The organism is Furfurilactobacillus curtus (assembly GCF_054657915.1).
The window spans coordinates 530,686-553,717 of record NZ_BAAHXU010000001.1; the positions used below are offsets into that span (position 1 = coordinate 530,686).

Below are 23,032 nucleotides of genomic sequence, written 5' to 3' on the forward strand. Positions count from 1 at the left end.
CCGTTAGAATGTCACGCCACTCTCTAAAATAATGTTGGAATAAGGCGTCATTTCCCCGGTTCGGACAAATGCATGTGCCTGGCTCAGATCAGCCTTCATTTGATCATGAGGAATAAAGACAATCTCAACATCTGGTAATAATGCTTTTACTGCCGTTAATTGGTGGGGATTTTGAACTTTCATTTCCTCCGCGAGATAAATTCGCTGAACGGCCAGTTCAGACAATACATTCGTCAAAACATCAATAAAACTCGGTAGTCCTTTGGTAACAGCCAAATCAATCTTTTCTGTTCCCTTTGGGACAGGCATCCCAGCATCCCCAATCGCTAGCGTGTCAAAGTGACCCATTTGGGAAATAACACGTGATAAATCAGAATTTATCACTGTCGTTTTCTTCATATTCCAGTTCACCGCCTTGTTTAATTTTTAAAAACCGCTTGTAAAACGATTTACAAACTTTTACTCGCTTAGTGTATCAATTTATGGAAGCGTTTGCAACTGTGAACTCTGCATATTGTTATCATTCATAACGTCATATTAGCATCATCATTGTCATACTAATTGAAATTAAAAAAACATCCAACCTAATCTTTGAATGCTTTCATTAGAGTAAATTTTTTAGTGGGTTAAAATCTTCGTTTAAACGGCTGATTAATTTAAGCTATTTCACGATAATTAGGACTAAAAAAGGTCTTTAAACAAAAAAACCTTCACGCTAAAAAATCGTGAAAGTTAGTCGTGCAACATTCTTTATCTTACTGATCGTATTCGGCTTGAATTTCTGCCAATGTCGGAATCGATGGTTGAGCACCCAATCGTTGCACGGTAATGGATGATGCGTGATTAGCAAAGACGATTGCTTCACGCATATTGCTAAAGTCAGTTTTCAGTTGTGAACTAAGTGCCCCTAAGAAGGTGTCACCAGCCGCTGTAGTGTCAACCGCCTTAACTTTAAATGCATCCACAAAGCCACTTTCCATTTGATTTGCATAGAAAGCCCCACGAGAACCAACGGTGATAATGAGTTCCTTAACGCCCATCTGGGCAAATTTAGCCGCGTTTAAAATCATGGAGGTTGCATCCGTCACTTCAATGCCCGTTAACGTAGCCGACTCTGTTTCGTTAGGACACAATAAATCGGTAACCTTCAATAAATCTGTTGGGATGGTTGGAATTGCCGGCGCTGGGTTCAAAATCGTGGTTACCCCAACGCTTTGAGCATATTCAAACGCATAAGTTGTCGTGTCAATTGGCGTTTCAAATTGAGAAATTAAGAAGTCGGCATCTTTAATCAAGTCTTTAGCGGCATCTACATCAGCTGGGCGCAATGCCTGGTTCGAACCACCATAGACCAAAATCGAGTTTTGCCCAGATTCTTGTAACAAAATAAACGCCTGTCCAGAACCACGATTTTCATCTGTCGTCACGTGTTCAGTACTGATGCCATCTGATTTTAGAGCATCGCGCAATACTTCAGCTGCATCGTCGGCCCCGACCTTACCGATAAAAGAAGTATCAGCACCGGCTCGAGCAGCAGCGACAGCTTGGTTCGCGCCCTTCCCACCTGGTGCAGAACTTTTATCATTCATTTCCATCGTTTCGCCAGGTAATGGTAAGCGAGCGATGCGTAGAATGGAATCAACATTTAAGCTTCCTAATACAACAACCTTGTTTGTCATCATGATCCCCTTTTTCAAACAATTTATTCGTGATTACATTAGTTCTAATCATCAATTTACCACATTTCTAGCGTAAAAACGGCGGTCAACTCCTAAACATCAACCGTCAATTACCGTGACAAATCAATTTGTAAAACGTTTTACTAAACCTGTATCAAAAAGATAGCATATTTTGCAAAGGCTTACAACCCTCGAACAGAATCTCGTTCAATCAAAGAAACATCGACGACCTTTAATTGAGCAGGCCCATTAGGCTCTCGCAGACGCTTCATAATCATCTGACTGGCCCACTCACCCATTTCATAGACTGGCTGATGGACAGTTGTCAATAGTGGCGTAATGTAGGCATCTAAATCAATGTCATCATAACCGACAATCGAGATGTCCTCCGGTACCCGCTTGCCCGCATCCCGCAAGCCACGAATCAATCCGATAGCAATTTCATCATTCGAACAAAAGACAGCCGTGGCCGAAGACTTAATCAAGGCCGCTGCTACCTGCCGACCACCGTGCTTTGACAAATCCGTTGTAAAGATTAAGGCATCCTCCACAGCATAACCGCGACGCACCATCGCGCTCCGATAACCGGCTAGTCGCATCCGAACATTTTGTGATGGTTGATCTGGTAGTACAACCGCAATTTTACGATGACCAGCTTCGATTAAATGATTCGTGGCCAATTCTCCGCCACGCTCGTCATCCACGATAATCCGATCCCCTTCGTTTTGTGGGTCGTTTTGATCGAATAACAGGTAAGGAATTTGATTGCGCTTCAATAAATCATTAATCTCGGCGTTACCAATTGCCGAACTAGCGATGATTACCCCATCGACATCTCGTTCCACCAAGGTTCGCAGATAATACTTTTCCAAGGTTTCGTTATGGTCAGCACTGAGAAAAATCGGCACACAATTTTGATCAAACATCGCATCCTGAATTCCCCGTAAAAACATGCTAAAAAATGGATTGACCAAATTAGGTACGATAATCCCCACGGTCTGCATGGAGTGACTGATGAGATTACGCGCGTTAAAGTTGGGCACGTAACCGAGCTCATCACGCAGATGTAAAACCTTCTCTTGTGTCGCTTCTGGGAAACGATCACCTTTACCATTTAAAATCTGTGAAACCGTTGTAATCGATAAGGACGCTGCTTTGGCAACATCTTTAATTGTGACCCGTTTTGCCATTGCTATCACCCAACCGTTCCTAATAATTGTAAACGCTTACTACATTGTTATAGACCACTTTATCATAGCATATCCAGCCATTATATTGGCATTAGATTAAGCCCGTTGACCATCACGGTAGAGGATCAGTAACTGGGAATTATGATTGGACGCATTTGAACCGAACATTGTTTTGGGTTAGGCACAGTCTTCAGTAATTGCGAAAGCGTTTATGTCAGAACGTGAGCAAGTCTGCTTTAATCCTGAACACCAATGGACAAGCACTTTGTACAGTCGACTTATTATCCGCATCCGCGAATTCCAGCAACTTTTAAAGCAAATCTTTTAAAGCAAGTCTTTCAACTACAAGCAGTTAAACGAAACAGCGTCTCCTGAGCACAGACATACGCCTGAACTCAAGAATCGCTGTTTCATCAATCATACATGACAACACCTGTGATACATATGAAATTTATGTATGATTCTTCAACTTAATGATGCGTTATTCTTTGTCTTTGCACATTTTATAGTTCAGTCTGAAATTCTTATATTATTCTAGCGGCGCTAGTGCCAGTTTACCTATTGAAGACAATCATCTTTTGAAAACTAGCTTAATCTACAAACCTATTCTTAGCTAATCAGATTAGCCCTAATGATGAAATCATGACTCACATCAACACAAATTCATTTTTTACGACCTGATTTATTGCTGAGGTCTCTAATTCTTCGAAAAAAATGTAACATTCCGGATATCGCTAAGGGTCATGTCTCAAAATTCATTTAATTAGCTCATACGAATTAAGGCTTGCTAGTTCGTCCTGACGTGCTTGCCATAATCCACTAAATCAGCGGCGGTTGCTTGATCAACAATTAACGTATTCGCATAATGCGCCGTTAATGCACCATGAATGGCTGGTACCTTTGCCGAATTTGCGGCTACTAAAATACTATGTTCCTTTTCTGGCAACTCATCCAAAGCAATCCCAATTGTTCGTTGGTTGATGTCCGCATCCACAATTTGTCCGTTAACGTCAATGAATCTAGAAAAGACATCCCCGACTGCCCGCTGTTGCAAGGCATATTGTTCAGTGGCTGTGAAGTAACCAAGTTTAAACAGTAAGGCCGAATCTCTCACCGTACCAACCGTAAAAACGGCAATATTTGCTTTACGACCAAGCTCGATAATATGGCGAATATGAGTATCTTGCTCGACCAATTCCTTAGTCTGCTGGTGGTCGAAGATCACTGGTAATGGCAAATACTGTGGCTGCGTTCTAAAAGCATTTGCAAACGTATTGACACTTTCAAACGCATAGTTGTTGCTATTTGAATTGGCCACACTACCCTTCATCTGAACCACGGTCACGCCGCCAACATCCTTAGGATCCAATTGGTTAGCAACCTGATGAATTGTTTTTCCCCAGCCGATCCCAATGATGTCATCACTTTTTACAATGGATTCAATGTAATTGGCCGCTCCGGCGCCGACCTGGGTGAGCAGCGTATTGCCCGCTTCTGGCGTCGTCGGGACAATGACCAAATCCTTTAATTGATAACGCGCTCTTAAAGCCGCAGTTAACGTGGTAATCGGTAGTTGCGGATCCATAATTTGAATCCGCACAACCCCCGTATCTCTTGCATACTGCAACAATCGAGACACGGTCGCCCGAGAAATTTGCAATTCAGTCGCAATATCGCTTTGACTCCAATCATTCTGATAGTATAAACGCGCTACTTTTAAGGCGTTATTTAACTTATCTGGATCATTCTCCACAGCGTGAATCTCCTTTTTCACCCACCAGGTCAGGGCAATGTTATTCAATAAACGGCGGTGAACCGAAGCTGACCTTCGATCCACCGCCGTTAACAATCTTTATTCGGCAATCGCGGTTGCCAATGAGATGTTAATCATATCATTAAATGTCTGTTCGCGCTCAGCGGCGGTCGTTTTTTCATCACCAAAGATGAGATCGCTGACAGTTAGCACAGATAATGCACGGAAATGTAATTTGGCTGCTAATAAGTACAAGCCAGCTGATTCCATTTCAGTACCAATCACACCATAATCCGCTAATTTCTTCATGTCTAACTCGTCGTTGTAAAAACGATCGGCGGCGAAAATGTCACCGACTTTGGGTGTGATTCCCATCTTTTGCGCTTCATGATAGGCTGTATCGAGCAAACCAAAATCAGCTAATGGTGCGTAGTGGACGCCTGGTCCAAACGTATTTGCAGTGACGGCCGAATCGGTACTCGATCCTGATGCCAATAACACATCACGTAAATGTACATCTGGCGCCATGCCGCCACAAGAACCGACGCGAATAATCGTTTTGACCCCATAAAACTGAACGAGTTCATTGATGTAAATGGACATTGACGGAATCCCCATTCCTGAACCCTGCACGGACACCCGATGGCCTTGATATTCCCCAGTATAGCCAAAGGCGTTACGGATCTCATTAACCTGTTTGACATTTGTTAGGAAATGCTCCGCAATATATTTTGCTCGTAAGGGATCGCCAGGTAATAGAACTGTGTCAGCGTAATCGCCCATTTGGGCACCAATATGTGTACTCATTTTGTCACCTCGTGTGTATTTGTGCTTAATTGTGCCAAGAAACTCGTCCCGTTAGCTGCACCATCCACGCTAAAGTTGTCTAAAATGGTGGCGCCTAAATCTGCAAACGTCGATCGAATCCCTAATGTCTGATTTGGCTTAGCCATCGCTGGTGAATAAGCCAATAGTGGCACGAATTCTCGCGTATGATCAGTCCCTCTGAAGCCAGGATCATTGCCGTGATCGGCCGTGATTAATAGTAAATCATCGTCCTTTAAGTTTGCTAAAACGCGACCCAAGCGCTGATCAAAGTCCATTAGGGCCTGACCGAAGCCTTTCGGATTACGACGATGACCATACATTGCGTCAAAATCAACTAAGTTCGTAAAGCAAAAGCCGTGAAAATCACTCGCCATGACTTCATCGACATGATCCATTCCGTCCATATTGCTTTCATTATGATAGCCACGAGTGATCCCATGTCCAGAAAAAATATCGTTGATTTTGCCAATACCAATCACATCCAGGCCCGCTTTGTTCAAGCGATCCAGATCAGTGGGCCCCGTTGGTTCCAGGCTGAAGTCGTGCCGATTAGCAGTACGAGTAAAATGATCTTTATCTGGGCCAACATATGGTCGGGCGATAATCCGGCCAATCGTCCATTCTGGTCCGTTAACCAGGGAACGCGCATATTCACAAATTCGATATAATTCAGCCACTGAAATAACATCTTCGTGAGCTGCAATTTGTAAGACGGAATCTCCGGACGTATAGACAATCAATGCTCCCGTTCGCATTTGTTCTTCACCATAATCGTGAATAACATCCGTGCCGGAATACGGCCGGTTAACGATCACGTCACGGCCAGAAAAAGCCGCGATTTTGTCAATCAAAGCTTTTGGGAACCCTTCAGGAAAAGTGGATAGCGGTTGTTTAACCGGTAATCCCATCATCTCCCAGTGTCCATCCATGCTATCTTTACCGGCGGAAACTTCTTGCATCTTGCCAAATGCACCCAGTGCGTTGACAGCTGGAGCAACCCCAGCAATCGGTCGATCAGCCCGAATGTTACCTAATCCTAGTTTAGCTAAATTAGGCAGCGCCAATTTTCCTTGGTAGAATTCGCCCACATGTCCAAGTGTGTCAGGGCCCACATCATCAAAGGCTGCAGCATCCGGTGCTTCACCGATTCCAACTGAATCTAATACAATCGCAAAAACTCGTTGATAAGCCATGTTAAACCCCTCCCTGTATCGTAAACGCTTACATTTTCAGTTAAATTTATCGCATTAAACTGATGGTGTAATTTCGTTCAAAATTGCCACCGAGGCTGAAACACCTAAACGATTAGCGCCAGCGGCAATCATCGCCTCTGCATCTGCTAAGGTATGAATCCCACCAGCCGCCTTAATCTTAAAATCAGGACCGACTGCCTCACGCATTAATTTAACATCGTCAACTTTGGCGCCAGAAGCGGCAAAACCAGTAGAAGTCTTAACAAAGTCCGCCCCACCGGCCACCGTTAGTTTAGATGCCCGACGTTTTTCTTCATCCGTGAGCAGTGCATTTTCAATGATCACTTTGAGTAATTTGCCTTGTTGGTGAGTCGCTTCTGCAACTGCTTTAATATCGGCCAAAACTGCCTCGTCGTGTTGCGCCTTTAACTCACCGATGTTAATCACCATGTCAATTTCATCAGCGCCATTGTCAATGGCTTCTTTTGTTTCAAACACCTTAACAGCAGTCGTATTGGCACCCAGAGGGAAACCGATAACCGTGCAGGTGGCAACGTCAGTGCCGGCTAATCCTTCGTGAACGCGAGTAACCCAGTATGGGTTGATACAAACAGACGCGGTTTGATATTGGCGGGCTTCTGCAACGGTCTGGTCGATCATATCAGCAGTGGCCTCAGGTTTTAACATTGTGTGATCCATGTATTTTGCTAGTTGTGCTCGTGTGAATGTCATATTATGTAACCCCTTTCATTCGCTTGGTTACAGTATAACAACCTGCATGAAATAATGTCCACTGTTTTTTTAGAACATATTTTCACAGCTAGCAAAAAGTTATCCGCCTACTCGCTGCGAGCCAGTAAAAAAGCGCATTGCTCCAATGAGCAAATGCGCCGAACTGTGTTTATTTACATTAAATCTGTGTTGTCGCTAACCGGCGGCAACCAAGTCCGCAATTTGCGTGCTGATCATTTGCAATTGTGTCGTTGTAAGTGCGGGATTTAACCGATGCAGGAATTGCAAAGCCATCTCCATCAACCATTGAGCATCCGCACTCATTCCAAGTAACGCATGAAATGCGAGCATTTGGTTGGTGGCCTTTCCGTCCGTGATTGAGGCCATCACGCCGTCCGGTTCCGCGGCGTAAAAATTAGCCCGCACTTGATCATGTAACAATTGCCCATCATTTAGAACCGCTTCATAATGCTGCATGATCTTATGAAGTCGTTCATGAATCTGTTGGCTAGCCGCTGAAAAGGCAATCAAAGCAGCCTCAGCATCGGTAGCTGTTTCTAATCGCTGGTAGCTTTGACTTAAATCGCTGACCGCTAGCTGACAAATGAAGGCATTCGCCATCAATTCATCTACGGCAATCGTCTGACCATCAATTAACCCATTCAGATGCAGGCCGGTTAAGCCATTGATCTTAGCCAGCGGTGCATCCACCCGCAATTCGCGTTCGTGGAGCCACTTCTTATCTGTCTGGCTTAAAGGTTCAATGTAATTCATGCTTTATCCTCCGGAGAATTATGACTGCCAAAATCAACGCGTCGTTCTTTAGGACCATGTTTGGGGGCTAACTGACTCTGAATTTCGGTCGCGATTGTTTCCATATTCACATCAGGATTTAACTGCGCCATAATCTCCATGATATTGAAGAATTCCCATTTTAAATCGACTTGAAACATCATGTAATCATAGGCAAAAAGATCTTGGGCGTGCCATTGTTCACGCGGCTTTTGGAGGATCTCTTTAGGAAATCCAGCCTGAGCTTGGGCCGCTAATCGTTGCCGCTCTTGTTCAAATGGTCCAAAGGCGGCCGCATGTTTTTGCACATTCGCTGACAGACGATCCCCTGTCAACTTATGCCACGTTTGCAACTGGCTCCACCATTCCTGATTAATAATATCAACCAGTCGATTAAAATCCAGTTGTGCCGCAACATAGTCACTCAGCAGGTCCGTCAAGTCAACAGCGTGCCCTTCAAATTCACCGGCCATCGTCGTCACCGCGGCCAAACTTTTAAAGGTGCTTAATGGCTCATGAACGGGAATTTCATAGTCATGGAATACTTGTTGTTCTGGCTTACTAATGGGGGTTGCCACACTCATGATTAAACCTCTTTGTCTTTAGAATTAAGTCCATCATACCGCGTTTCAGCTTAAATTCGGTACGAAAAACAATTAAGATTTAACGCGAAATCCGTAATTTGACCATTAATTAGCTGATAAAATCCCGGCTTGAGTCCATTTGCATTAGGAATCTTGACGTTCAAATGGATGTAACTCCGATAAATCAAACCCGCAGTCGCGCATTTGATTCGGAATTTAGTACAGTGATGGTGACCAAAGGCCTTTGGATCATCAACGGAATCGTTCCGTTAGAAAAAGGAAGTCGCCCATGTCACATTCTTTATCTGATGCCGCCTTTAATTTTGTCGCCGATCCCAATAATTTTCGAGTCGTTTACGGCGTCTTAAAACGCCTTCACATCAGTCCCAGGCATCAAGATTACGAAGATCTGTTATCAGAAGGTCGTCTGATTTATGTCGATGTCTTTATGGAGTATGTTTCACAAATTGATGACCACGATCCGGCGGCTTTACACCGGTATGCTTATCAACGACTCTATTGGCGTTTACTGGATTATCTACGAAAAAAGACGGTAACAACCCAGCACCAAACATCACTACCCGATCATTCAACCCAGCCGGATCCCCAAATCGACGTAGCTCACCAGTTGGAAACAAGTGACTTGTGCCAGCTCATTCAGACACGACTTGACCAAGACGAGCGTCAATTTCTGGGTGACTTACTCACAGAACCCTTAAACTTAACGGTCCTCGCAACTAAATATCAGATTTCGCGACCAACACTATATAAACGTCGTCGCCATTTGGCCAACAAACTGCGTCTCACGTTACCCGACTTTTTCAACCCCAACGGGTATAACATTAAAAATAAATGAACAAATTCACCATTGATTAATTATGAATTGGGAAAGGATTTTCGTTTATGAAACCACGTATCGCTATTCCCGCTGATACCTTAACAGAAGCAACTAATATCATTAATCAACGCAACGCCGCGTATGCACCACAACCCGTGATTCAAGCGATCACCAAGGCCGGTGGTATTCAAATCATTTTGCCGAGTATTGATCCAACCGATGCTAGCGCCTATCTCGACTGCGGGATTGAGAACCTCGTTAGTAAATGAGTCGCTGTTCTGTTATTAACGAGCACAAATTTATCAAACAAAACGACGATCACGCGCTTTCCCAGTTAGCGCATGATCGTCGTTTTACATTTATTCAGCTTATTTCGCAAATTTCGTCACGTCGGCGTTTCAGTGAGGTTACATCAACGCAAAGTGTAACTAACTTAATCTTTTGATTACTTTGCAAGAATTTCAAAACCCAGTGCTTGGCTGTCAGCTTTAAAACGTTTAACCGTGTCTAAAGAATATTCTGCTAGAGGCTTGCCAAGCAAAGCCAACTTTTTCAACGAACCAGGGGTACACGTGATAATGTCGGTATGTGTCTGAGCCGCTTGCATGATGTTGTATACTTCCCGCTGGCTGGCCCAGAGTAGCTTCAAACCTGGCTTAAAGTGCACAATATCGGCGTATTTAGACATTAGTGGTCGTGGATCTACGCCCGTGTCAGCAATCCGCCCCGCAAAGACGGACACAATACCGCCCGTCTCCTCGTCTAAAGCGTCACGGACTGCACGAACCTGCTCTTCTGTGAAGATGGCGGTCGCATTAACTTTAATGCCATCATGAGAGAGCCGGTGAATCAGTGGAATCGTGGATTCTCCCCGGGAGTTCATGACTGGAATCTTGACGAAGACATGCGTGCCAAAATGACTAATAATTTCAGCTTCGGCGGCCATATCCTCTGGATCGTCTGCAAAAACCTCAAAGGAAATCGGCAAATCTGGAATGGCAGCAACCGCCTGATGAGCAAATTCTACGTAGTCAGTTACGCCGGCTTCTTTCATTAAGGATGGATTCGTCGTAAATCCAGTCACCAAACCAGATTTATAAGCGTCCACCATGTCTTCGATATTAGCGCCATCGGCATATAATTCTACACCTAAGCGATTGATTCTTGATTCATCCATTGGTATCACCCTTTTTAGCTTATTGGATAGGCCTTTTAAACATAATTATTTAAATTGGTCTATGCATAACACCCTAATGGATGCCTCGCTAATCAGCAACCCCCTTTTTATTAAAAAATCATGAAATTAGCAAATTGGTCTCATATATCATAATTCACCGGGCTTTCTTAGGTCGCACAACCACGCGGATCAAAAACAATTGGTATAGTTTTCATCAAACGGTTGCACAATTCTTAGGAATTTGTACAAAGATCGGTCACTTTTTTAAATAGCCGACCCTTTTTATTGCCGAGTGAGACCAACCATTGATGTTTCAGATTGCCCCAAGCGTTTTGTTTCATTTTTGCTAGCCAAAGGTTACCCAGACTCAACATAAGTGCTATAAATAGACTAATGTCAATATACAAGGGGGAAATGTGATGGAAGCGGCCGAACAAATTAATTTATTAGCTGAACTTGTTAAAATTGATTCGCGCAATGGACATGAAGAAGCAGTTGCCGATAAAATCATTGAAGTTTTAGCAGCTCACGGGCTTAATGCCAAGAAGATTCCATATCAGGATGGCCGAGTAAACCTGTTTGTTTCATTAAAGGGTCCTCAACCTGGCAAAACCATCATGTTAACAGGCCATTTAGATACCGTGGCCGCCAATGCGTCTGACGGCTGGCAGGCTGATCCGCTTTCGGCCCAAATTACTGATGGAAAAATGTTTGGTCGAGGTACTGCTGATATGAAAAGCGGCCTCGCTGCCATGGTAACCACGTTGATCGAGCTTCACGATGCCGGGCTACCTAAACGAGGACAACTTCAATTCCTAGCGACCGTTGGCGAAGAATATGGCGCTCCTGGTTCACGGATGCTGACCGAAGCTGGCTATGTGGATCACGTTGATGCCATGATTGTTGGTGAACCCACGAGTGATCAAATTATTTTTGCCCATAACGGCTCAATTGATTATGCTGTGGACGCAGACGGTAAATCCGTGCATTCTTCAATGCCAGAAAAAGGCATTAACGCGATTTCGGCTCTCAATGCCTTCATCAACGCCGAAGCACATGCCTTTGATGATGTGCCAGTGAGTGATGTGCTCGGCCCAGTTGTGCACTCAGTGACGGTGATTAGCGGTGGCGATCAAGTGAACTCTATTCCGGGCCATGCTCACTTGGAAGGCAACATCCGGCCAATTCCAGATTTCGACAACCACAAAGTAATCACACGATTGCAAAGTGTCGTGGATCAGCTCAACCAAGACCCCCTGATCAACTTGCACCTAACCATCGATTTTAGTTTCTTCCCCGTCATTTCTGATCAACAGTCTTCGTTGGTTGAATTAGCCAAAACCGCGGTTACCGCAATCACAGGTCAACCCGCCAAACTAAATGTCATTCACGGTGCTACAGATGCCTCTGAATATACGAAAGCCGATCACCACTTCCCCATTATTGTGCTAGGCCCCGGACGTTGGGAGGCGGCTCATCAAGTCAATGAATCTGTTGACTTAAGTGACTACTTGCATTTAGGCTTGATTTATCAGAAAATCGTGACTGATTTCCTTGTTTAATCATCAATTTATTATTAAATTCACCATTAAAGGAGTTCCTCATGCCGATAAAACTCATTGCCGTAGACATGGACGGTACATTTTTAAACGATGACAACGACTATGATCGCGATCGGTTTGCCACGCAGTTTGTGGCTTTACGTCAGCGAGGTATTCATTTCGCTGCTGCCAGTGGGTCCCAGTATCAACGGTTAGTTGAACGATTTACGCCATTTAAAGATGAGATGGACTTTATCTCTGACAACGGCGCCATTGTTCACGCTCGCGATGAATTGTTGTTTGCAAGCAAAATCCCTGATCACCAAATTACGGATACATTGAGTGTGATCAAGCAATTATTTGGTACGCAAACGGCGTTGACGACCCTGTCAGGTGTTAACCGTGCCTACGTGGATGCTAGTGTTCCTCAACCAATCTTTGAACTTATCAAACGTTATTATAACGACCTGCAACGTATTGACCATCTTTATGAGTTAGATCCGCGCTCGCTCGATGATCAACTCGTCAAAGTCGCTGTCAGCTTTGATCAAGAGATCGATCCAAGTCAACAAATTTCTGCTTTGGTTGCCCACCTCGATGATAGCTTAGCAGCCATGAACTCCGGCTTCAATACTGAGGATATCGGGGTGGCCGGGATCACTAAAGCAACCGGTTTGGTACATTTACAAGAACGTTATGGCATTACTAATAATGAAATTGTCACTTTTGGTGATAATGAAAACGATTTGGATATGTTGCTCATGACCGAACACGGTTACGCAATGGCCAATGCACACGCGGATGTGTTAGCACAAGCACCGCGCCGAACTGACTCAAACAATGATGATGGCGTTTTAAATGTCATTGATCAAATTATCGCCGGAAAATTAGATTAGAATTATGCCACGACAAAATGCCCATCCTTGTGCGTAAAGGATGGGCATTTTGATGACTAATTTTATAAACGCTAATTAATGTTCAGCCTGGTTAATGGCGTCATTTAAACCGTTAAGTTCAATATCGGCGTTCATAAACGTCGCATTGTCAGTCGGCAAATGGAGCAATAGGTTTGGCAAAAGTTGCACGCCACCTTCGCCACCAATTAACTGGAAATCAAGTAAATGGCCGGCAAATTGACGATCATCGCTAATAAAGTGCAAGTGACACCCGGCAACTGTGGCACCCGCATACAAGTCTGGAGCAAAATAACCAACCACTGTGCCACTCACCTGTTCACGCGTGAATTCTGGCTGGTGCGCGGTTGCCGCCGTTAACGGTGGAAATGGCACGGTTTGTTTTGGCGCAACTCGCACGTGAACCATGGAAAATTGACCATGAAGCGTAATCGCTGCAAAAGCATTTTTCAAATGCCGATCCTCGATTAACCAATTCGAAAATTGGTCTTGATTTAACCCCTCAAGCGATATCTTAGGTTGGTTGATATCACTAAAGTGAACGGAAGCAAATGGCATCATTGCCGTATCCGGCACCGAATAAACGTGACCATCTTCAGCGGCCTGATACACTTGCCCATCGATGACAATCACCTCGCCGTTTAGCGCATCCAAAGTACCGATTCCAGTATCACCGTGCTTGACTAAGTCGCCAGCTGACAACGTACCGGCAAACAATCCCGGAATGAGTAGTGCTAACGTCCCATGTTGAAACAAGGTCGTCGTCTCTTTCATTTCATTTCCCCCTCGTGTGAATTTAAAGAAACCTTAGAATTGATCTGGTAACAGACTTTCGCCTAATGCCCGATTGTGTGAATAATCCACTGGAACATCGACGATCACTGGTCCTTTAGTCGCAAATGCCTGATCAAGCACGGCTTGTAAATCAGCTGGCTTGGTTACTCGTAGACCGGTTGCCCCAAAAGCTTCCGCATATTTGACATAGTCAACCGAGCCAAAGTCAACTCCCGCATCCACTTTATATTTCATCTCTTCTTGGAATTTAACCATGTCGTAATGACCGTCGTTCCAGATAATATGAACAATATTCAATCCCAAACGAACTGCGGTCTCCAATTCCTGACCAGAGAACAAGAAGCCGCCGTCTCCAGAAACTGAAACTGCCTGTGCGTCAGGTCGCGTCAATGCCGCCGCAATGGCCCATGGCAAGGCCACGCCAAGTGTTTGCATGCCATTACTAAAGAGTAGATGACGTGGTTGATAACTACGAAAGTGGCGTGCCATCCAAATATAGTGACTGCCAACATCCACGGAGACTGTCATTTCATCACTGACATGGTCCTGAAGCGCAGCCACCAGTGCCAGCGGCTCGACTTTAGTTGCATCTGGCGCCTGCACGTAATCTCGATCACGTTGCGTCAACTCATCGTGTAACTGAGCTAAGACTTTTTGACCAGCCTCGTTAGGTTGGTAGCCCTTGATGTTCGCCTGCAAAATTGCCAAACTTTGGGCAATATCACCGACCAGTTGAGTTTCAGGTTGATAATTTTGATCTAATTGCGCAGCCGTGGCATCGATAGTGACGATCCGTGCTTGCTTCTCTGCATTCCAATTTCGTGGTTCATACTCAACGGCATCATACCCAACCGCAATAACTAAATCTGCTTGTTTTAGCAACCGGTCACCAGGTTGGTTGCGGAATAAACCCACACGTCCAAAATAATGTTTTTCCTCTAACTCACGCGAAATGACACCAGCTGCCTGAAATGTTTCAACAACTGGTAAATTAGCAGCTTTTACCAATTTACGAATCGCGTTCGTAACCTGTGCGGAAGATGCCCGCATCCCGGCCAAAATTACTGGTAACTTGGCAGCACGAATTTCTTGCGCTAATAAGTTCACATCAGCAGGACTAGCAGGTCCCAACACGGGTGCTTGCATAGGTTCAAGTGCTGGAGTCATAACTGGTGCATCATCAACATCCTGGGGTAAAGAAACGAAGCTGGCACCTTGTTTGCCAGCCGTGGCAGCCTCAAACGCATTACCGATAACTTCTGAAATGTTCTCAGGGTCTTGAATTTCAGCTGAAAACTTCGTAATTGGTTTGAATAAAGCCGCATTAGCCATACTTTGATGCGTCAAGCGTAGCAAATCGCGTCGTGGCACCTGACCGCCAATGGCAACGACGGGATCTCCTTCAGCTGTTGCGGTTACAAGCCCTGTTGCCAAATTGCTAGCCCCGGGGCCGGACGTCGTGATTGCAACACCAGGTTCGCCTGTTAAACGACCAATGCCAGCCGCAATAAAGGCAGCATTTTGTTCATGGCGGGTCACGATCAATTTGGGCGCCTTCGCGTTATTAGGATGCGCTAAACGTTCAAATAATCGATCAATTTTGGCTCCAGGTACGCCAAAGACGTACTTGACGTTATGATTAATCAAACTTTCGACCACTGCATCCGCGCCAAATCGTTGTGCTTTCTCTTCTGTCATGTCTTAGCCTCTCTTAACCGTGTAATGCGCTTATTTTAGCACACTTTCACTTGTTGAATTAAAATTAGTGAAAAAAGCATCAGCAATTTAATCATTGCTGATGCCTGGTGTTGACATATTGACAAGCCTGTTTCATTTTTTAAAAAAATAATTTCACAAAGGTATCAAAGTGCTTGTGAAATTTTGACCACCGCGTCAACTGCGGCTAATTCGTTACTTTAAAAATTCAACTTTGTCACTTTAGGCGTCGTCTGCGCGATAATTCGCCCTTGTCGAACACTATATAAAACTTCTGCATGTTCATTTAGTGTGTTATAAAAATCAGCCTGATTATAAATGATGAAGTTGGCGGGCTTACCGATCTCAATCCCATAGTGGTCCAAGATATGGAGAGCTTTGGCCGCATGTGTGGTGACAAATTGATAACTGTTGTTAATCTCGTCATACCCCATCAGATGACCAACATGCAGCCCCATTGAAACCGGATCCAGCATATTCCCGTTACCCATTGGATACCAAGGATCACGAACATCGTCTTCACCAAAAGCAACATTGATCCCATCAGCATCCAGTTCTTTGACTCGCGTCATCCCGCGACGTTTGGGATAAGTGTCGAAACGACCACCCAAATTTGTGTTAACCAATGGATTTGCGATCATATTAATATCGGCCATTTTGAGGAGTCGAAACAATTTATATGCATAAGCATTATTGTAAGAACCAAGTGCCGTCGTGTGACTGGCCGTTACTCGATCACCTAGACCAGTCTCATAGGCAATTGTGGCAAGGGTTTCCAAATGACGGGATGCGGGATCATCAATTTCATCACAATGGACATCAATGAGGCGATCGTATTTCTGCGCTAAATCACCGATGAAATGTAGCGACTCAATCCCATATTCGCGCGTAAATTCAAAGTGAGGAATGCCGCCAATGACATCTGCGCCTAATTTGACAGCTTCTTCCATCAACGCTTTACCTTGAGGAAATGACAAAATTCCTTCTTGCGGAAAAGCCACCAACTGGAGTTCAATTTCATCAGCCAATTCAGCTTTGACTTCTAGCAAGGCTTTAAGTGCGGTTAAATTGGGGTCTGTTACATCCACATGTGAACGCACAACCTGAATACCATTCCCGATCTGCTTGCGCAGTGTGACCTTGGCGCGTTGCTTAACATCCTCAATGGATAACGTCTTTTTACGCTCAGACCAAATCCGAATACCATCAAACAAGGTTCCTGTCTGGTTCCATTCTGGATCACCCGCGGTTTGCGTGGCATCTAAATGAACGTGGGGATCGACTAACGGTGGTAAAAGTAATTTGCCAGTGGCATCAATCACCGTCTCATGATCTTTTGCTGACAAATGTGTTGCAATTTCCGTAAACACACCATCTTCAACCCGTAAATCCTGAGCAGACTTCGCATTATTGATGAATGCCTGTCTAATTAACATCATCCAGCCTCCAAATTTATCTAATCTCGTTTAAGATCATGCCGGCAGGTTCAAGAAAGCAAATTTATTCACGATTAATTGCTAAAGTAACAAACGCCATAACTGCAAAAAAATGGCAAACAACGGGTTTAAATAATCGAAGTAAAATAAACTGAGGGTTATAAGTATTAGTGGAAAACAAATTTATACAACAAAAAAAGCGGCCAGCCACGGTCGCCTTAGGAGTGAAACCAATTTTAGAATAGATCCCTTATTGTGGATCAGGACTAGGTTCTGGGATCGGCCGTTCCAACTTTAAGTTGGTTGCAAACCACATGCGCTTTGCTTCATTTAATTCCCGAATTCCCTCAGAAATGGTGTCAGCCGCAACACCAAGTCCAGTCAGATCGGGCACACTAAGCGCAAAATAATGTCTACCAGAACCCTCTTCCACGGAGTTAATGACAATCTGGTAGCTCAGTCCCATGTAATATTCAAGCGATCGCTCGCCGGCACTCTGCATCGAACCGCCTCCAAACTTTCTGTTCTCCCCCATGTATATATCGTTAGTCTACGCATGTGACAATCAAATGACAAGATGATTACAGCAAAGTCTAATCACCTTAAAGAACTCTCAAACTTTTATTCACAATCAATTAATTGGTCATAGCAATCAAAACATTTGGATCTGCCAATATGCTGTAATAAGGCGGCTTTAACTGATCCAACCAAGAAACTTGTGAAAAAATGTTTTTGAAATTGATTTTCAGAATTATTATTGATTTTTGCAAACTTTTTTCATATACTTAAGCTCGTAACGTTCATTCAGATAAGGAAGAGGGATTTCATTTATGAAATTAGGGTTAATCGGTTTAGGAAAAATGGGCTTAAACCTTGCGGAAAACATGATGGACCACGATAACGAAGTGGTTGGTTTTGATTTAAACAAGGAATTTGTTGATCAAGCTGTTTCGGCTGGCGCGCAAGGCGCTGACTCCTTGGCAGACATGGTTGCTAAATTACCGTCACCAAAGATTGTTTGGGTCATGGTACCTGCTGGCAAACCAACGGAAACAACGATTGATGGCTTACTCGATTTGTTAGATGCCGGTGACTTTATCATTGATGGTGGGAACTCCTTCTGGAAAGACTCCGTTGCTGATGCGCAAAAGGCTGAAGCTAAAGGAATCAATTTCTTTGATTGTGGTACTTCAGGTGGCCAGTCAGGCGCCCGCCATGATGGAAACTTTATGATTGGTGGTAACGACGCTGCTGCCTTCGAAACTTTACGGCCACTATATGAAGGAATCGCGCAAAAGAACGGCTATCTTTACACCGGTAAGGCCGGTTCTGGTCATTACTTGAAGATGGTCCACAACGGGATCGAATATGGGATGATGGAAGCGATCGGTGAAGGCTTTGAAGTCCTTGAACACAGTGACTTCGACTATGACAATGAAGCTGTTGCTCGGCTTTGGAACAGTGGTTCAGTGGTTCGTTCATGGCTCATGGAACTTGCAGAAGAAGCCTTTGCTAACGATGCTAAACTCGATAACATTAAAGGAACGATGCACTCTTCTGGCGAAGGTAAATGGACGCTAGAAGAAGCAATGAACCAGCAAGTTGCGACACCAGTTATTGCGATGTCCCTATTGATGCGTTATCGGTCATTAGAGAATGATACTTTTACTGGTAAGGTTGTTTCTTCTCTACGTAATGGTTTCGGCGGTCACGCTGTTGATAAAGCCTAAATAAATAATGGCGTTAAAAAAACGGAGCAAAATTGCTCCGCTTTTTTTATGTGAATTTTTTAAATTCAGTTCTAGCGAACCACCAATACAGAAACCGGTGAATATTTCGCAACATAGGCAGCCTGGCTACCAAAGTATTTTGCCACGCCTTGTCGCGATAAAGAACCGACAATGACTAAATCCGGATCAACTTGTGGGATCACTTGTTTAACAATCGTCTCACCAGGATCGCCCTCCGCAATAATGGTTTTAACGGATTTAACCCCTGAATTTTTTGCTGTCTTGCGATAAGACTCCAGCCGCTCTTGAATTCCGGAACGTTGCTGATCCAACATTTCTTTGCTCAGTGCTGTAAAGACATTGACGTCTTGTTCCTCCAAGATACTAACAATTACCAATTCAGACTTGTCCTCCTTGGCTTGTTTAACTGCGTACTGGTATGCAAGCTGCGCATCTGGTGAGTCATCGACCCCCACCAAAATCCGTTTGTAATCGTAAACCTTGCCCTCAATTTTTTTCGGGTGTTGCTGATCATGTTCTGCCATTCCTATCACAACTCCTTCAGTGATATTGTAACCGCTATCGGGGGCATAATACTAGTCTCAACACCTATTTTTGTAATTGATCAATCGCCGTTTTGGCAGACACAAGCTGATCATGAGCTACTTTCATCGCAATCATAGGCTTAACATCACTCCCTTTGATTGTTTTCACTTTACGATTAACTTGATAGCGTTGCGGCTGACCATCAGGAGCAAAAACGAGCTTGCTATTAAAGTCTTTCCCACTTTGGTGATAGTTTGCGGGTTTGTGGGCCGCTTGATCCGCTTTGGTTTTATAAACGATCGTGGCGGTGGTCAGTGGCGTTAATTCCAACTGATTCCCTTTCTTCAAGCTCACGGTCCCATCAGTCACTTGCTCTTGAATTCCAGAAATACCTAAAGGTGTCGTCACGCGCTGTACATAGCGACCATCTTTCGAGAAGGTAATGCTTAACCGGTTGGTCAAAACTTTATGTTTGCCTAGGGTACTCGTCCGTTTAAACGTACCTCGATAATTTTTATCCTGCCAAAATGATTTTGCTGAAGTTGCGTCAGCCTTTTTGTGGTGCTTTGCCTGTGCGTTAGTCGTCCCAACCACCATTAACATACCAATCATGGCGACTAGCACCAGAGATATGTAATGCTGCCAACCCCTTGCTTGTTGTTTAAACATCATAAATTCCCTCCAGAATCTAGTTGAGTGTTTAGCACTCTGTTGTTTATTATGCCAAAGAAGGACTCACTTTGCAGGTGACTGTCAGCATCAGAATAGTTTTTGTATGCCACAAGATGCCTAATTATATCGATTTACCAGCAAATATTTAACTATGTTTACAAATATATGACAAACATTAATTACGTCGACGATGTACAAAAAAACCTGACTTTAAAATAAGTCAGGCGCTCAACTAATTATTTTTCTAAAATGCCCGCATAATGTGATAGGCCCCATAGACCAACAGATATAGACTAACTAATGTGGCCAATGTTAAAGCGGAAACTACCGGTTTGAATAACAATAGAAAGCCCAAAATGATCCCAACTATGTCGAGGATCACGCTAATCCAAAAGTAATTCTTGTCAAAAGTTCGTAAGAGACTGGCCGTAATCAGTCCAGCTAACGAGTCGAAAATAAACCAAACGGCGAAAAAGTATGGCAATATGCGCATACCAATACCTAAGTGAAGGATTAAAAAAGCCCCAATCACAATATCAATAATGCCACTAACCAGCAGCCAGATGGGTGCGCGACCCAGTAATCGACGAACATCATCATGAAACCACACTTGATAAATACCCGCCACGAGTGCAACGATTCCAAACATGACAACGATGGCTAATAAGCTTGAAGCCGGATTAAAAAAGGTCATCAAGCCGGCAATGACGAACAAGATCCCTAAAGCAAAACTGTACCAGTCGAACATTCGACGCGTTGAATTCCAGTTCATTTAAAAGACTCCTTATTGTGGTGAGCTTCAATTGCCCGCGACCACTTCGTTTTTAAATGCCTCATCCCTTTGCGGGTTACTTATGGCCAGTCTACCATGATGGCCGAGTACAACCAACTGTTTGCGCACAATTTGGCAATTTCCTGTTGTCAACGTCACTCACTAAAAGATAATTTACAATCAAGTTCGAATAAATCCGTTCATCGAAGTTTCAGCGACTGGTCTTGTCGATTCACTCGGTTAAAGCATCAAGATTGATCCAAAGCAGACTAAAAATGGCTGAGTCTTGTAACTGAGCGAAGTTTAACGATGATCTGTCCGCCGGGCAAACCAGTCACCCACGATTTGAACTAAGAAAACGATGACCAAAATGATGATCATGGCCATAACGGTAATATCATTTTCAAATCGGTCATAACCAATGCTAATTGCCGTGTTCCCTAAACCACCGCCGCCGATGGCACCTGCCATGGCAGTCAGTCCAATCAGCGAAATAATTGTCACGACAGAAGTCCGAATGAGATCTGGCAATGCCTCGCGCAGATACACGCGAAAGATAATTTGCATGGGCGAAGCACCCACTGCTTCAGCCGCTTCAATAATCCCTCGATCAACATCAAATAAAGCATTTTGAACTTGCCGAGCATAAAATGGCGCACACCCAATCGTTAGTGGAACGAGCGCCGCAGTGGTTCCAATTGATGTCCCGACAATCAGTCGTGTAAACGGTGCAATCACTGCTAACAAAATAATGAATGGAATGGATCGAAAAATATTGACCAATTTATCGAGAATCCAGTAAATGCTGGGATTAGCAAGGATGCCTCCTGGAGCAGTCACAACTAGAATAATTCCCATCAATAATCCTAAAATGCCAGCAACTAGACCGGAAACCAACGTCATGTAAATAGTTTCCCAAGTCGATTGAATGAAAACGTCTTTATTTGCGATCACATTTGGCATCAATGACGTCCAGAACCCGCTTGCAATTAATGTATTCATGCGTCACCCTCCCCGCGATTTGCTTTGGCCGCTTTGTTAGCCAATTCCGCTCGATATTTCGGCACATCAATGACACGAACGTGAACGCCTTGCCCTTTAACATAAGCCAACGCATCGTCAACTGCAGTCCCGCTTAAGACTAAGCCTAACGTACCGACCGGCGTTTTCTGTAGAATCTCGACGTTTCCAAAAAGGATATTCGGGGTGACTTTAAATTGCTCGTACAACTGCGCAATTAAGGGATCATCAGTCGAAGCCCCAGCATATGAAAGGACAACTAATCGTTCATCAACGCCCAGTTGCTGAATCCGTGGTTGTGAGACGACATTTGCCAGTGCCGAATCAACCTGCGTTGATGTTTCGATAAATTCTTGCGTTAGCTGTTCTTTCGGATTTGAAAAAATCGTCAATAAATCGCCACGCTCAATAATTTCACCACTTTGCATCACCGCGACTCGATTACAGATAGCTTTCACTGCCTGCATTTCATGTGTAATTAGCACTACTGTTAAGCCTAAGGTTTCATTTAGCCGCTTTAATAAAGCTAAAATAGAACCGGTAGTTTTGGGATCCAACGCAGAAGTTGCCTCGTCAGAAATTAAAATTTCTGGATCATTTGCCAAAGCACGTGCAATGGCGACCCGTTGCTTTTGACCACCAGACAACTGTGCCGGATAGTCATTCTTCTTATCAGACAAACCTACTAACGCCAATAATTCATCAACTTTATCCAGTTGCTGCTGTTTGCTTAACGTCGTTCCCAACAATAGTGGAAAACGGACATTGTCGCCAATCGTTCTTTCATTCATCAAATTAAAATGTTGAAAGATCATGCCAATCTTCGTCCGCGCTTGACGTAAAGCCTTGCCATGCAACTGGTCAAGCCGCTGGCCATTAACAGTGACCGTGCCATTGGTCTGTAGTTGAAGTTGATTGATCACACGGACCAACGTACTTTTACCAGCGCCTGAATAGCCCACAATACCGTAAATATCGCCCTTATTAACGGTCAGGTCAACCTGCTTAACGGCTGAAACCGTTCGATCAGCCTCTTTAAATGTCACATCGATCCCGCTTAGTTCGATCATCGGGGTTGCTTCTGCCATAATTCATATCCTTTCTCGTTAAACAAACACTAATTT

The 23,032-nt window shown here is 44.1% G+C and carries 23 protein-coding genes and 1 pseudogene; 5 read left to right on the forward strand and 19 right to left on the reverse strand.

The features are described from left to right. Positions 1 to 3 precede the first annotated feature (3 nt). The 9 genes from rbsD to ACYQ0Y_RS02765 all read right to left on the reverse strand — a co-directional run bounded on the left by rbsD (position 4) and on the right by ACYQ0Y_RS02765 (position 8,751). Complete coding sequence (gene rbsD, locus ACYQ0Y_RS02725) at positions 4 to 399, reverse strand: D-ribose pyranase (protein WP_407882494.1); 396 nt, start codon at positions 397 to 399, stop codon at positions 4 to 6. A gap of 356 nt (positions 400 to 755) precedes the next feature. After that, the gene (gene rbsK, locus ACYQ0Y_RS02730) at positions 756 to 1,679 is read right to left on the reverse strand and encodes a ribokinase (RefSeq protein ID WP_407882580.1); all 924 of its coding nucleotides are present in this window, start codon (positions 1,677 to 1,679) and stop codon (positions 756 to 758) included. 182 nt (positions 1,680 to 1,861) lie between these two features. Further along, a complete protein-coding gene (rbsR, locus tag ACYQ0Y_RS02735) occupies positions 1,862 to 2,869 on the reverse strand; it encodes a ribose utilization transcriptional repressor RbsR (protein WP_407882495.1) in 1,008 nt (335 codons plus the stop codon). Positions 2,870 to 3,656: 787 nt separating this feature from the next. Further along, the gene (gene deoR / locus ACYQ0Y_RS02740; protein WP_407882496.1) at positions 3,657 to 4,622 is read right to left on the reverse strand and encodes a DNA-binding transcriptional repressor DeoR; all 966 of its coding nucleotides are present in this window, start codon (positions 4,620 to 4,622) and stop codon (positions 3,657 to 3,659) included. A 99-nt stretch (positions 4,623 to 4,721) separates the two neighbouring features. Beyond that, positions 4,722 to 5,429 (reverse strand): purine-nucleoside phosphorylase, encoded by a 708-nt coding sequence (deoD, locus tag ACYQ0Y_RS02745; RefSeq protein ID WP_407882497.1) that lies wholly within the window; start codon positions 5,427 to 5,429, stop codon positions 4,722 to 4,724. Next, on the reverse strand, positions 5,426 to 6,643 hold the full coding sequence (locus ACYQ0Y_RS02750) for a phosphopentomutase (protein ID WP_407882498.1): 1,218 nt from the start codon (positions 6,641 to 6,643) through the stop codon (positions 5,426 to 5,428). The genes deoD and ACYQ0Y_RS02750 overlap by 4 nt, the downstream gene beginning before the upstream one ends. Positions 6,644 to 6,697: 54 nt before the next feature. Continuing rightward, entirely contained in the window at positions 6,698 to 7,375 is a 678-nt protein-coding gene (gene deoC / locus ACYQ0Y_RS02755) for a deoxyribose-phosphate aldolase (protein WP_407882499.1), read from the reverse strand. A gap of 195 nt (positions 7,376 to 7,570) precedes the next feature. Then, the gene (locus ACYQ0Y_RS02760) at positions 7,571 to 8,149 is read right to left on the reverse strand and encodes a hypothetical protein (RefSeq protein ID WP_407882500.1); all 579 of its coding nucleotides are present in this window, start codon (positions 8,147 to 8,149) and stop codon (positions 7,571 to 7,573) included. Continuing rightward, positions 8,146 to 8,751, reverse strand: a complete 606-nt coding sequence (locus ACYQ0Y_RS02765) for a hypothetical protein (RefSeq protein WP_407882501.1) — start codon at positions 8,749 to 8,751, stop codon at positions 8,146 to 8,148. The genes ACYQ0Y_RS02760 and ACYQ0Y_RS02765 overlap by 4 nt, the downstream gene beginning before the upstream one ends. Positions 8,752 to 9,040: 289 nt before the next feature. Between ACYQ0Y_RS02765 and ACYQ0Y_RS02770 the strand changes: the two genes are divergently transcribed. Then, positions 9,041 to 9,607: a sigma-70 RNA polymerase sigma factor region 4 domain-containing protein gene (locus tag ACYQ0Y_RS02770; protein ID WP_407882502.1), complete on the forward strand. Its 567-nt coding sequence runs from the start codon at positions 9,041 to 9,043 to the stop codon at positions 9,605 to 9,607. Between the two features lie 47 nt (positions 9,608 to 9,654). Next, positions 9,655 to 9,828: pseudogene (locus ACYQ0Y_RS02775) on the forward strand (gamma-glutamyl-gamma-aminobutyrate hydrolase family protein); the annotation flags it as partial. Positions 9,829 to 10,034: 206 nt separating this feature from the next. Here the strand turns inward: ACYQ0Y_RS02775 and ACYQ0Y_RS02780 are convergent. After that, positions 10,035 to 10,766, reverse strand: coding sequence for a transaldolase (locus tag ACYQ0Y_RS02780; RefSeq protein WP_407882503.1), 732 nt, complete (start codon positions 10,764 to 10,766; stop codon positions 10,035 to 10,037). Between the two features lie 419 nt (positions 10,767 to 11,185). Between ACYQ0Y_RS02780 and ACYQ0Y_RS02785 the strand changes: the two genes are divergently transcribed. Continuing rightward, entirely contained in the window at positions 11,186 to 12,328 is a 1,143-nt protein-coding gene (locus ACYQ0Y_RS02785) for an ArgE/DapE family deacylase (protein ID WP_407882504.1), read from the forward strand. Between the two features lie 41 nt (positions 12,329 to 12,369). Then, complete coding sequence (locus ACYQ0Y_RS02790) at positions 12,370 to 13,203, forward strand: Cof-type HAD-IIB family hydrolase (RefSeq protein WP_407882505.1); 834 nt, start codon at positions 12,370 to 12,372, stop codon at positions 13,201 to 13,203. A gap of 75 nt (positions 13,204 to 13,278) precedes the next feature. Here the strand turns inward: ACYQ0Y_RS02790 and budA are convergent, their stop codons facing one another. The 4 genes from budA to ACYQ0Y_RS02810 form a co-directional block, all read right to left on the reverse strand. After that, on the reverse strand, positions 13,279 to 13,995 hold the full coding sequence (gene budA, locus ACYQ0Y_RS02795) for an acetolactate decarboxylase (protein ID WP_407882506.1): 717 nt from the start codon (positions 13,993 to 13,995) through the stop codon (positions 13,279 to 13,281). Positions 13,996 to 14,028: 33 nt separating this feature from the next. After that, positions 14,029 to 15,714, reverse strand: coding sequence for an acetolactate synthase AlsS (alsS, locus tag ACYQ0Y_RS02800; RefSeq protein ID WP_407882507.1), 1,686 nt, complete (start codon positions 15,712 to 15,714; stop codon positions 14,029 to 14,031). Between the two features lie 218 nt (positions 15,715 to 15,932). Further along, the gene (gene codA / locus ACYQ0Y_RS02805; protein ID WP_407882581.1) at positions 15,933 to 17,168 is read right to left on the reverse strand and encodes a cytosine deaminase; all 1,236 of its coding nucleotides are present in this window, start codon (positions 17,166 to 17,168) and stop codon (positions 15,933 to 15,935) included. 250 nt (positions 17,169 to 17,418) lie between these two features. Further along, positions 17,419 to 17,670, reverse strand: coding sequence for a type II toxin-antitoxin system HicB family antitoxin (locus ACYQ0Y_RS02810; RefSeq protein WP_407882508.1), 252 nt, complete (start codon positions 17,668 to 17,670; stop codon positions 17,419 to 17,421). Between the two features lie 328 nt (positions 17,671 to 17,998). Here ACYQ0Y_RS02810 and gnd point away from each other — a divergent pair, with 328 nt between their 5' ends. Beyond that, positions 17,999 to 18,898 (forward strand): phosphogluconate dehydrogenase (NAD(+)-dependent, decarboxylating), encoded by a 900-nt coding sequence (gene gnd / locus ACYQ0Y_RS02815; RefSeq protein ID WP_407882509.1) that lies wholly within the window; start codon positions 17,999 to 18,001, stop codon positions 18,896 to 18,898. A 71-nt stretch (positions 18,899 to 18,969) separates the two neighbouring features. Here gnd and ACYQ0Y_RS02820 read toward each other — a convergent pair whose 3' ends face one another. The 5 genes from ACYQ0Y_RS02820 to ACYQ0Y_RS02840 form a co-directional block, all read right to left on the reverse strand. Beyond that, positions 18,970 to 19,443 (reverse strand): universal stress protein, encoded by a 474-nt coding sequence (locus ACYQ0Y_RS02820; RefSeq protein ID WP_407882510.1) that lies wholly within the window; start codon positions 19,441 to 19,443, stop codon positions 18,970 to 18,972. A 64-nt stretch (positions 19,444 to 19,507) separates the two neighbouring features. Then, the gene (locus ACYQ0Y_RS02825) at positions 19,508 to 20,116 is read right to left on the reverse strand and encodes a hypothetical protein (protein ID WP_407882511.1); all 609 of its coding nucleotides are present in this window, start codon (positions 20,114 to 20,116) and stop codon (positions 19,508 to 19,510) included. Positions 20,117 to 20,360: 244 nt separating this feature from the next. Further along, positions 20,361 to 20,888 carry an HdeD family acid-resistance protein gene (locus tag ACYQ0Y_RS02830; protein ID WP_407882512.1) on the reverse strand — a complete coding sequence of 176 codons (528 nt, stop codon included), beginning with the start codon at positions 20,886 to 20,888 and terminating at the stop codon, positions 20,361 to 20,363. A 303-nt stretch (positions 20,889 to 21,191) separates the two neighbouring features. Further along, entirely contained in the window at positions 21,192 to 21,890 is a 699-nt protein-coding gene (locus ACYQ0Y_RS02835) for a methionine ABC transporter permease (protein WP_407882513.1), read from the reverse strand. Continuing rightward, positions 21,887 to 22,996 (reverse strand): methionine ABC transporter ATP-binding protein, encoded by a 1,110-nt coding sequence (locus ACYQ0Y_RS02840; protein WP_407882514.1) that lies wholly within the window; start codon positions 22,994 to 22,996, stop codon positions 21,887 to 21,889. Before ACYQ0Y_RS02840 ends, ACYQ0Y_RS02835 begins: the two co-directional genes overlap by 4 nt. Positions 22,997 to 23,032: the final 36 nt, after the last annotated feature.

Excerpts from the sequence above, each read along its gene's own strand:
- ACYQ0Y_RS02770 (WP_407882502.1), top strand. The coding sequence starts at position 9,041 with ATGTCACATTCTTTATCTGATGCCGCCTTTAATTTTGTCGCCGATCCC.
- ACYQ0Y_RS02785 (WP_407882504.1), top strand. The coding sequence starts at position 11,186 with ATGGAAGCGGCCGAACAAATTAATTTATTAGCTGAACTTGTTAAAATT.
- budA (WP_407882506.1), bottom strand. The coding sequence starts at position 13,995 with ATGAAAGAGACGACGACCTTGTTTCAACATGGGACGTTAGCACTACTC.
- ACYQ0Y_RS02760 (WP_407882500.1), bottom strand. The coding sequence starts at position 8,149 with ATGAATTACATTGAACCTTTAAGCCAGACAGATAAGAAGTGGCTCCAC.
- ACYQ0Y_RS02810 (WP_407882508.1), bottom strand. The coding sequence starts at position 17,670 with ATGCAGAGTGCCGGCGAGCGATCGCTTGAATATTACATGGGACTGAGC.
- alsS (WP_407882507.1), bottom strand. The coding sequence starts at position 15,714 with ATGACAGAAGAGAAAGCACAACGATTTGGCGCGGATGCAGTGGTCGAA.
- ACYQ0Y_RS02780 (WP_407882503.1), bottom strand. The coding sequence starts at position 10,766 with ATGGATGAATCAAGAATCAATCGCTTAGGTGTAGAATTATATGCCGAT.
- codA (WP_407882581.1), bottom strand. The coding sequence starts at position 17,168 with ATGTTAATTAGACAGGCATTCATCAATAATGCGAAGTCTGCTCAGGAT.
- ACYQ0Y_RS02765 (WP_407882501.1), bottom strand. The coding sequence starts at position 8,751 with ATGAGTGTGGCAACCCCCATTAGTAAGCCAGAACAACAAGTATTCCAT.
- gnd (WP_407882509.1), top strand. The coding sequence starts at position 17,999 with ATGAAATTAGGGTTAATCGGTTTAGGAAAAATGGGCTTAAACCTTGCG.
- ACYQ0Y_RS02825 (WP_407882511.1), bottom strand. The coding sequence starts at position 20,116 with ATGATGTTTAAACAACAAGCAAGGGGTTGGCAGCATTACATATCTCTG.
- deoD (WP_407882497.1), bottom strand. The coding sequence starts at position 5,429 with ATGAGTACACATATTGGTGCCCAAATGGGCGATTACGCTGACACAGTT.
- deoC (WP_407882499.1), bottom strand. The coding sequence starts at position 7,375 with ATGACATTCACACGAGCACAACTAGCAAAATACATGGATCACACAATG.
- ACYQ0Y_RS02790 (WP_407882505.1), top strand. The coding sequence starts at position 12,370 with ATGCCGATAAAACTCATTGCCGTAGACATGGACGGTACATTTTTAAAC.
- rbsD (WP_407882494.1), bottom strand. The coding sequence starts at position 399 with ATGAAGAAAACGACAGTGATAAATTCTGATTTATCACGTGTTATTTCC.
- ACYQ0Y_RS02830 (WP_407882512.1), bottom strand. The coding sequence starts at position 20,888 with ATGAACTGGAATTCAACGCGTCGAATGTTCGACTGGTACAGTTTTGCT.
- ACYQ0Y_RS02820 (WP_407882510.1), bottom strand. The coding sequence starts at position 19,443 with ATGGCAGAACATGATCAGCAACACCCGAAAAAAATTGAGGGCAAGGTT.
- rbsR (WP_407882495.1), bottom strand. The coding sequence starts at position 2,869 with ATGGCAAAACGGGTCACAATTAAAGATGTTGCCAAAGCAGCGTCCTTA.
- rbsK (WP_407882580.1), bottom strand. The coding sequence starts at position 1,679 with ATGACAAACAAGGTTGTTGTATTAGGAAGCTTAAATGTTGATTCCATT.
- ACYQ0Y_RS02835 (WP_407882513.1), bottom strand. The coding sequence starts at position 21,890 with ATGAATACATTAATTGCAAGCGGGTTCTGGACGTCATTGATGCCAAAT.
- ACYQ0Y_RS02750 (WP_407882498.1), bottom strand. The coding sequence starts at position 6,643 with ATGGCTTATCAACGAGTTTTTGCGATTGTATTAGATTCAGTTGGAATC.
- ACYQ0Y_RS02840 (WP_407882514.1), bottom strand. The coding sequence starts at position 22,996 with ATGGCAGAAGCAACCCCGATGATCGAACTAAGCGGGATCGATGTGACA.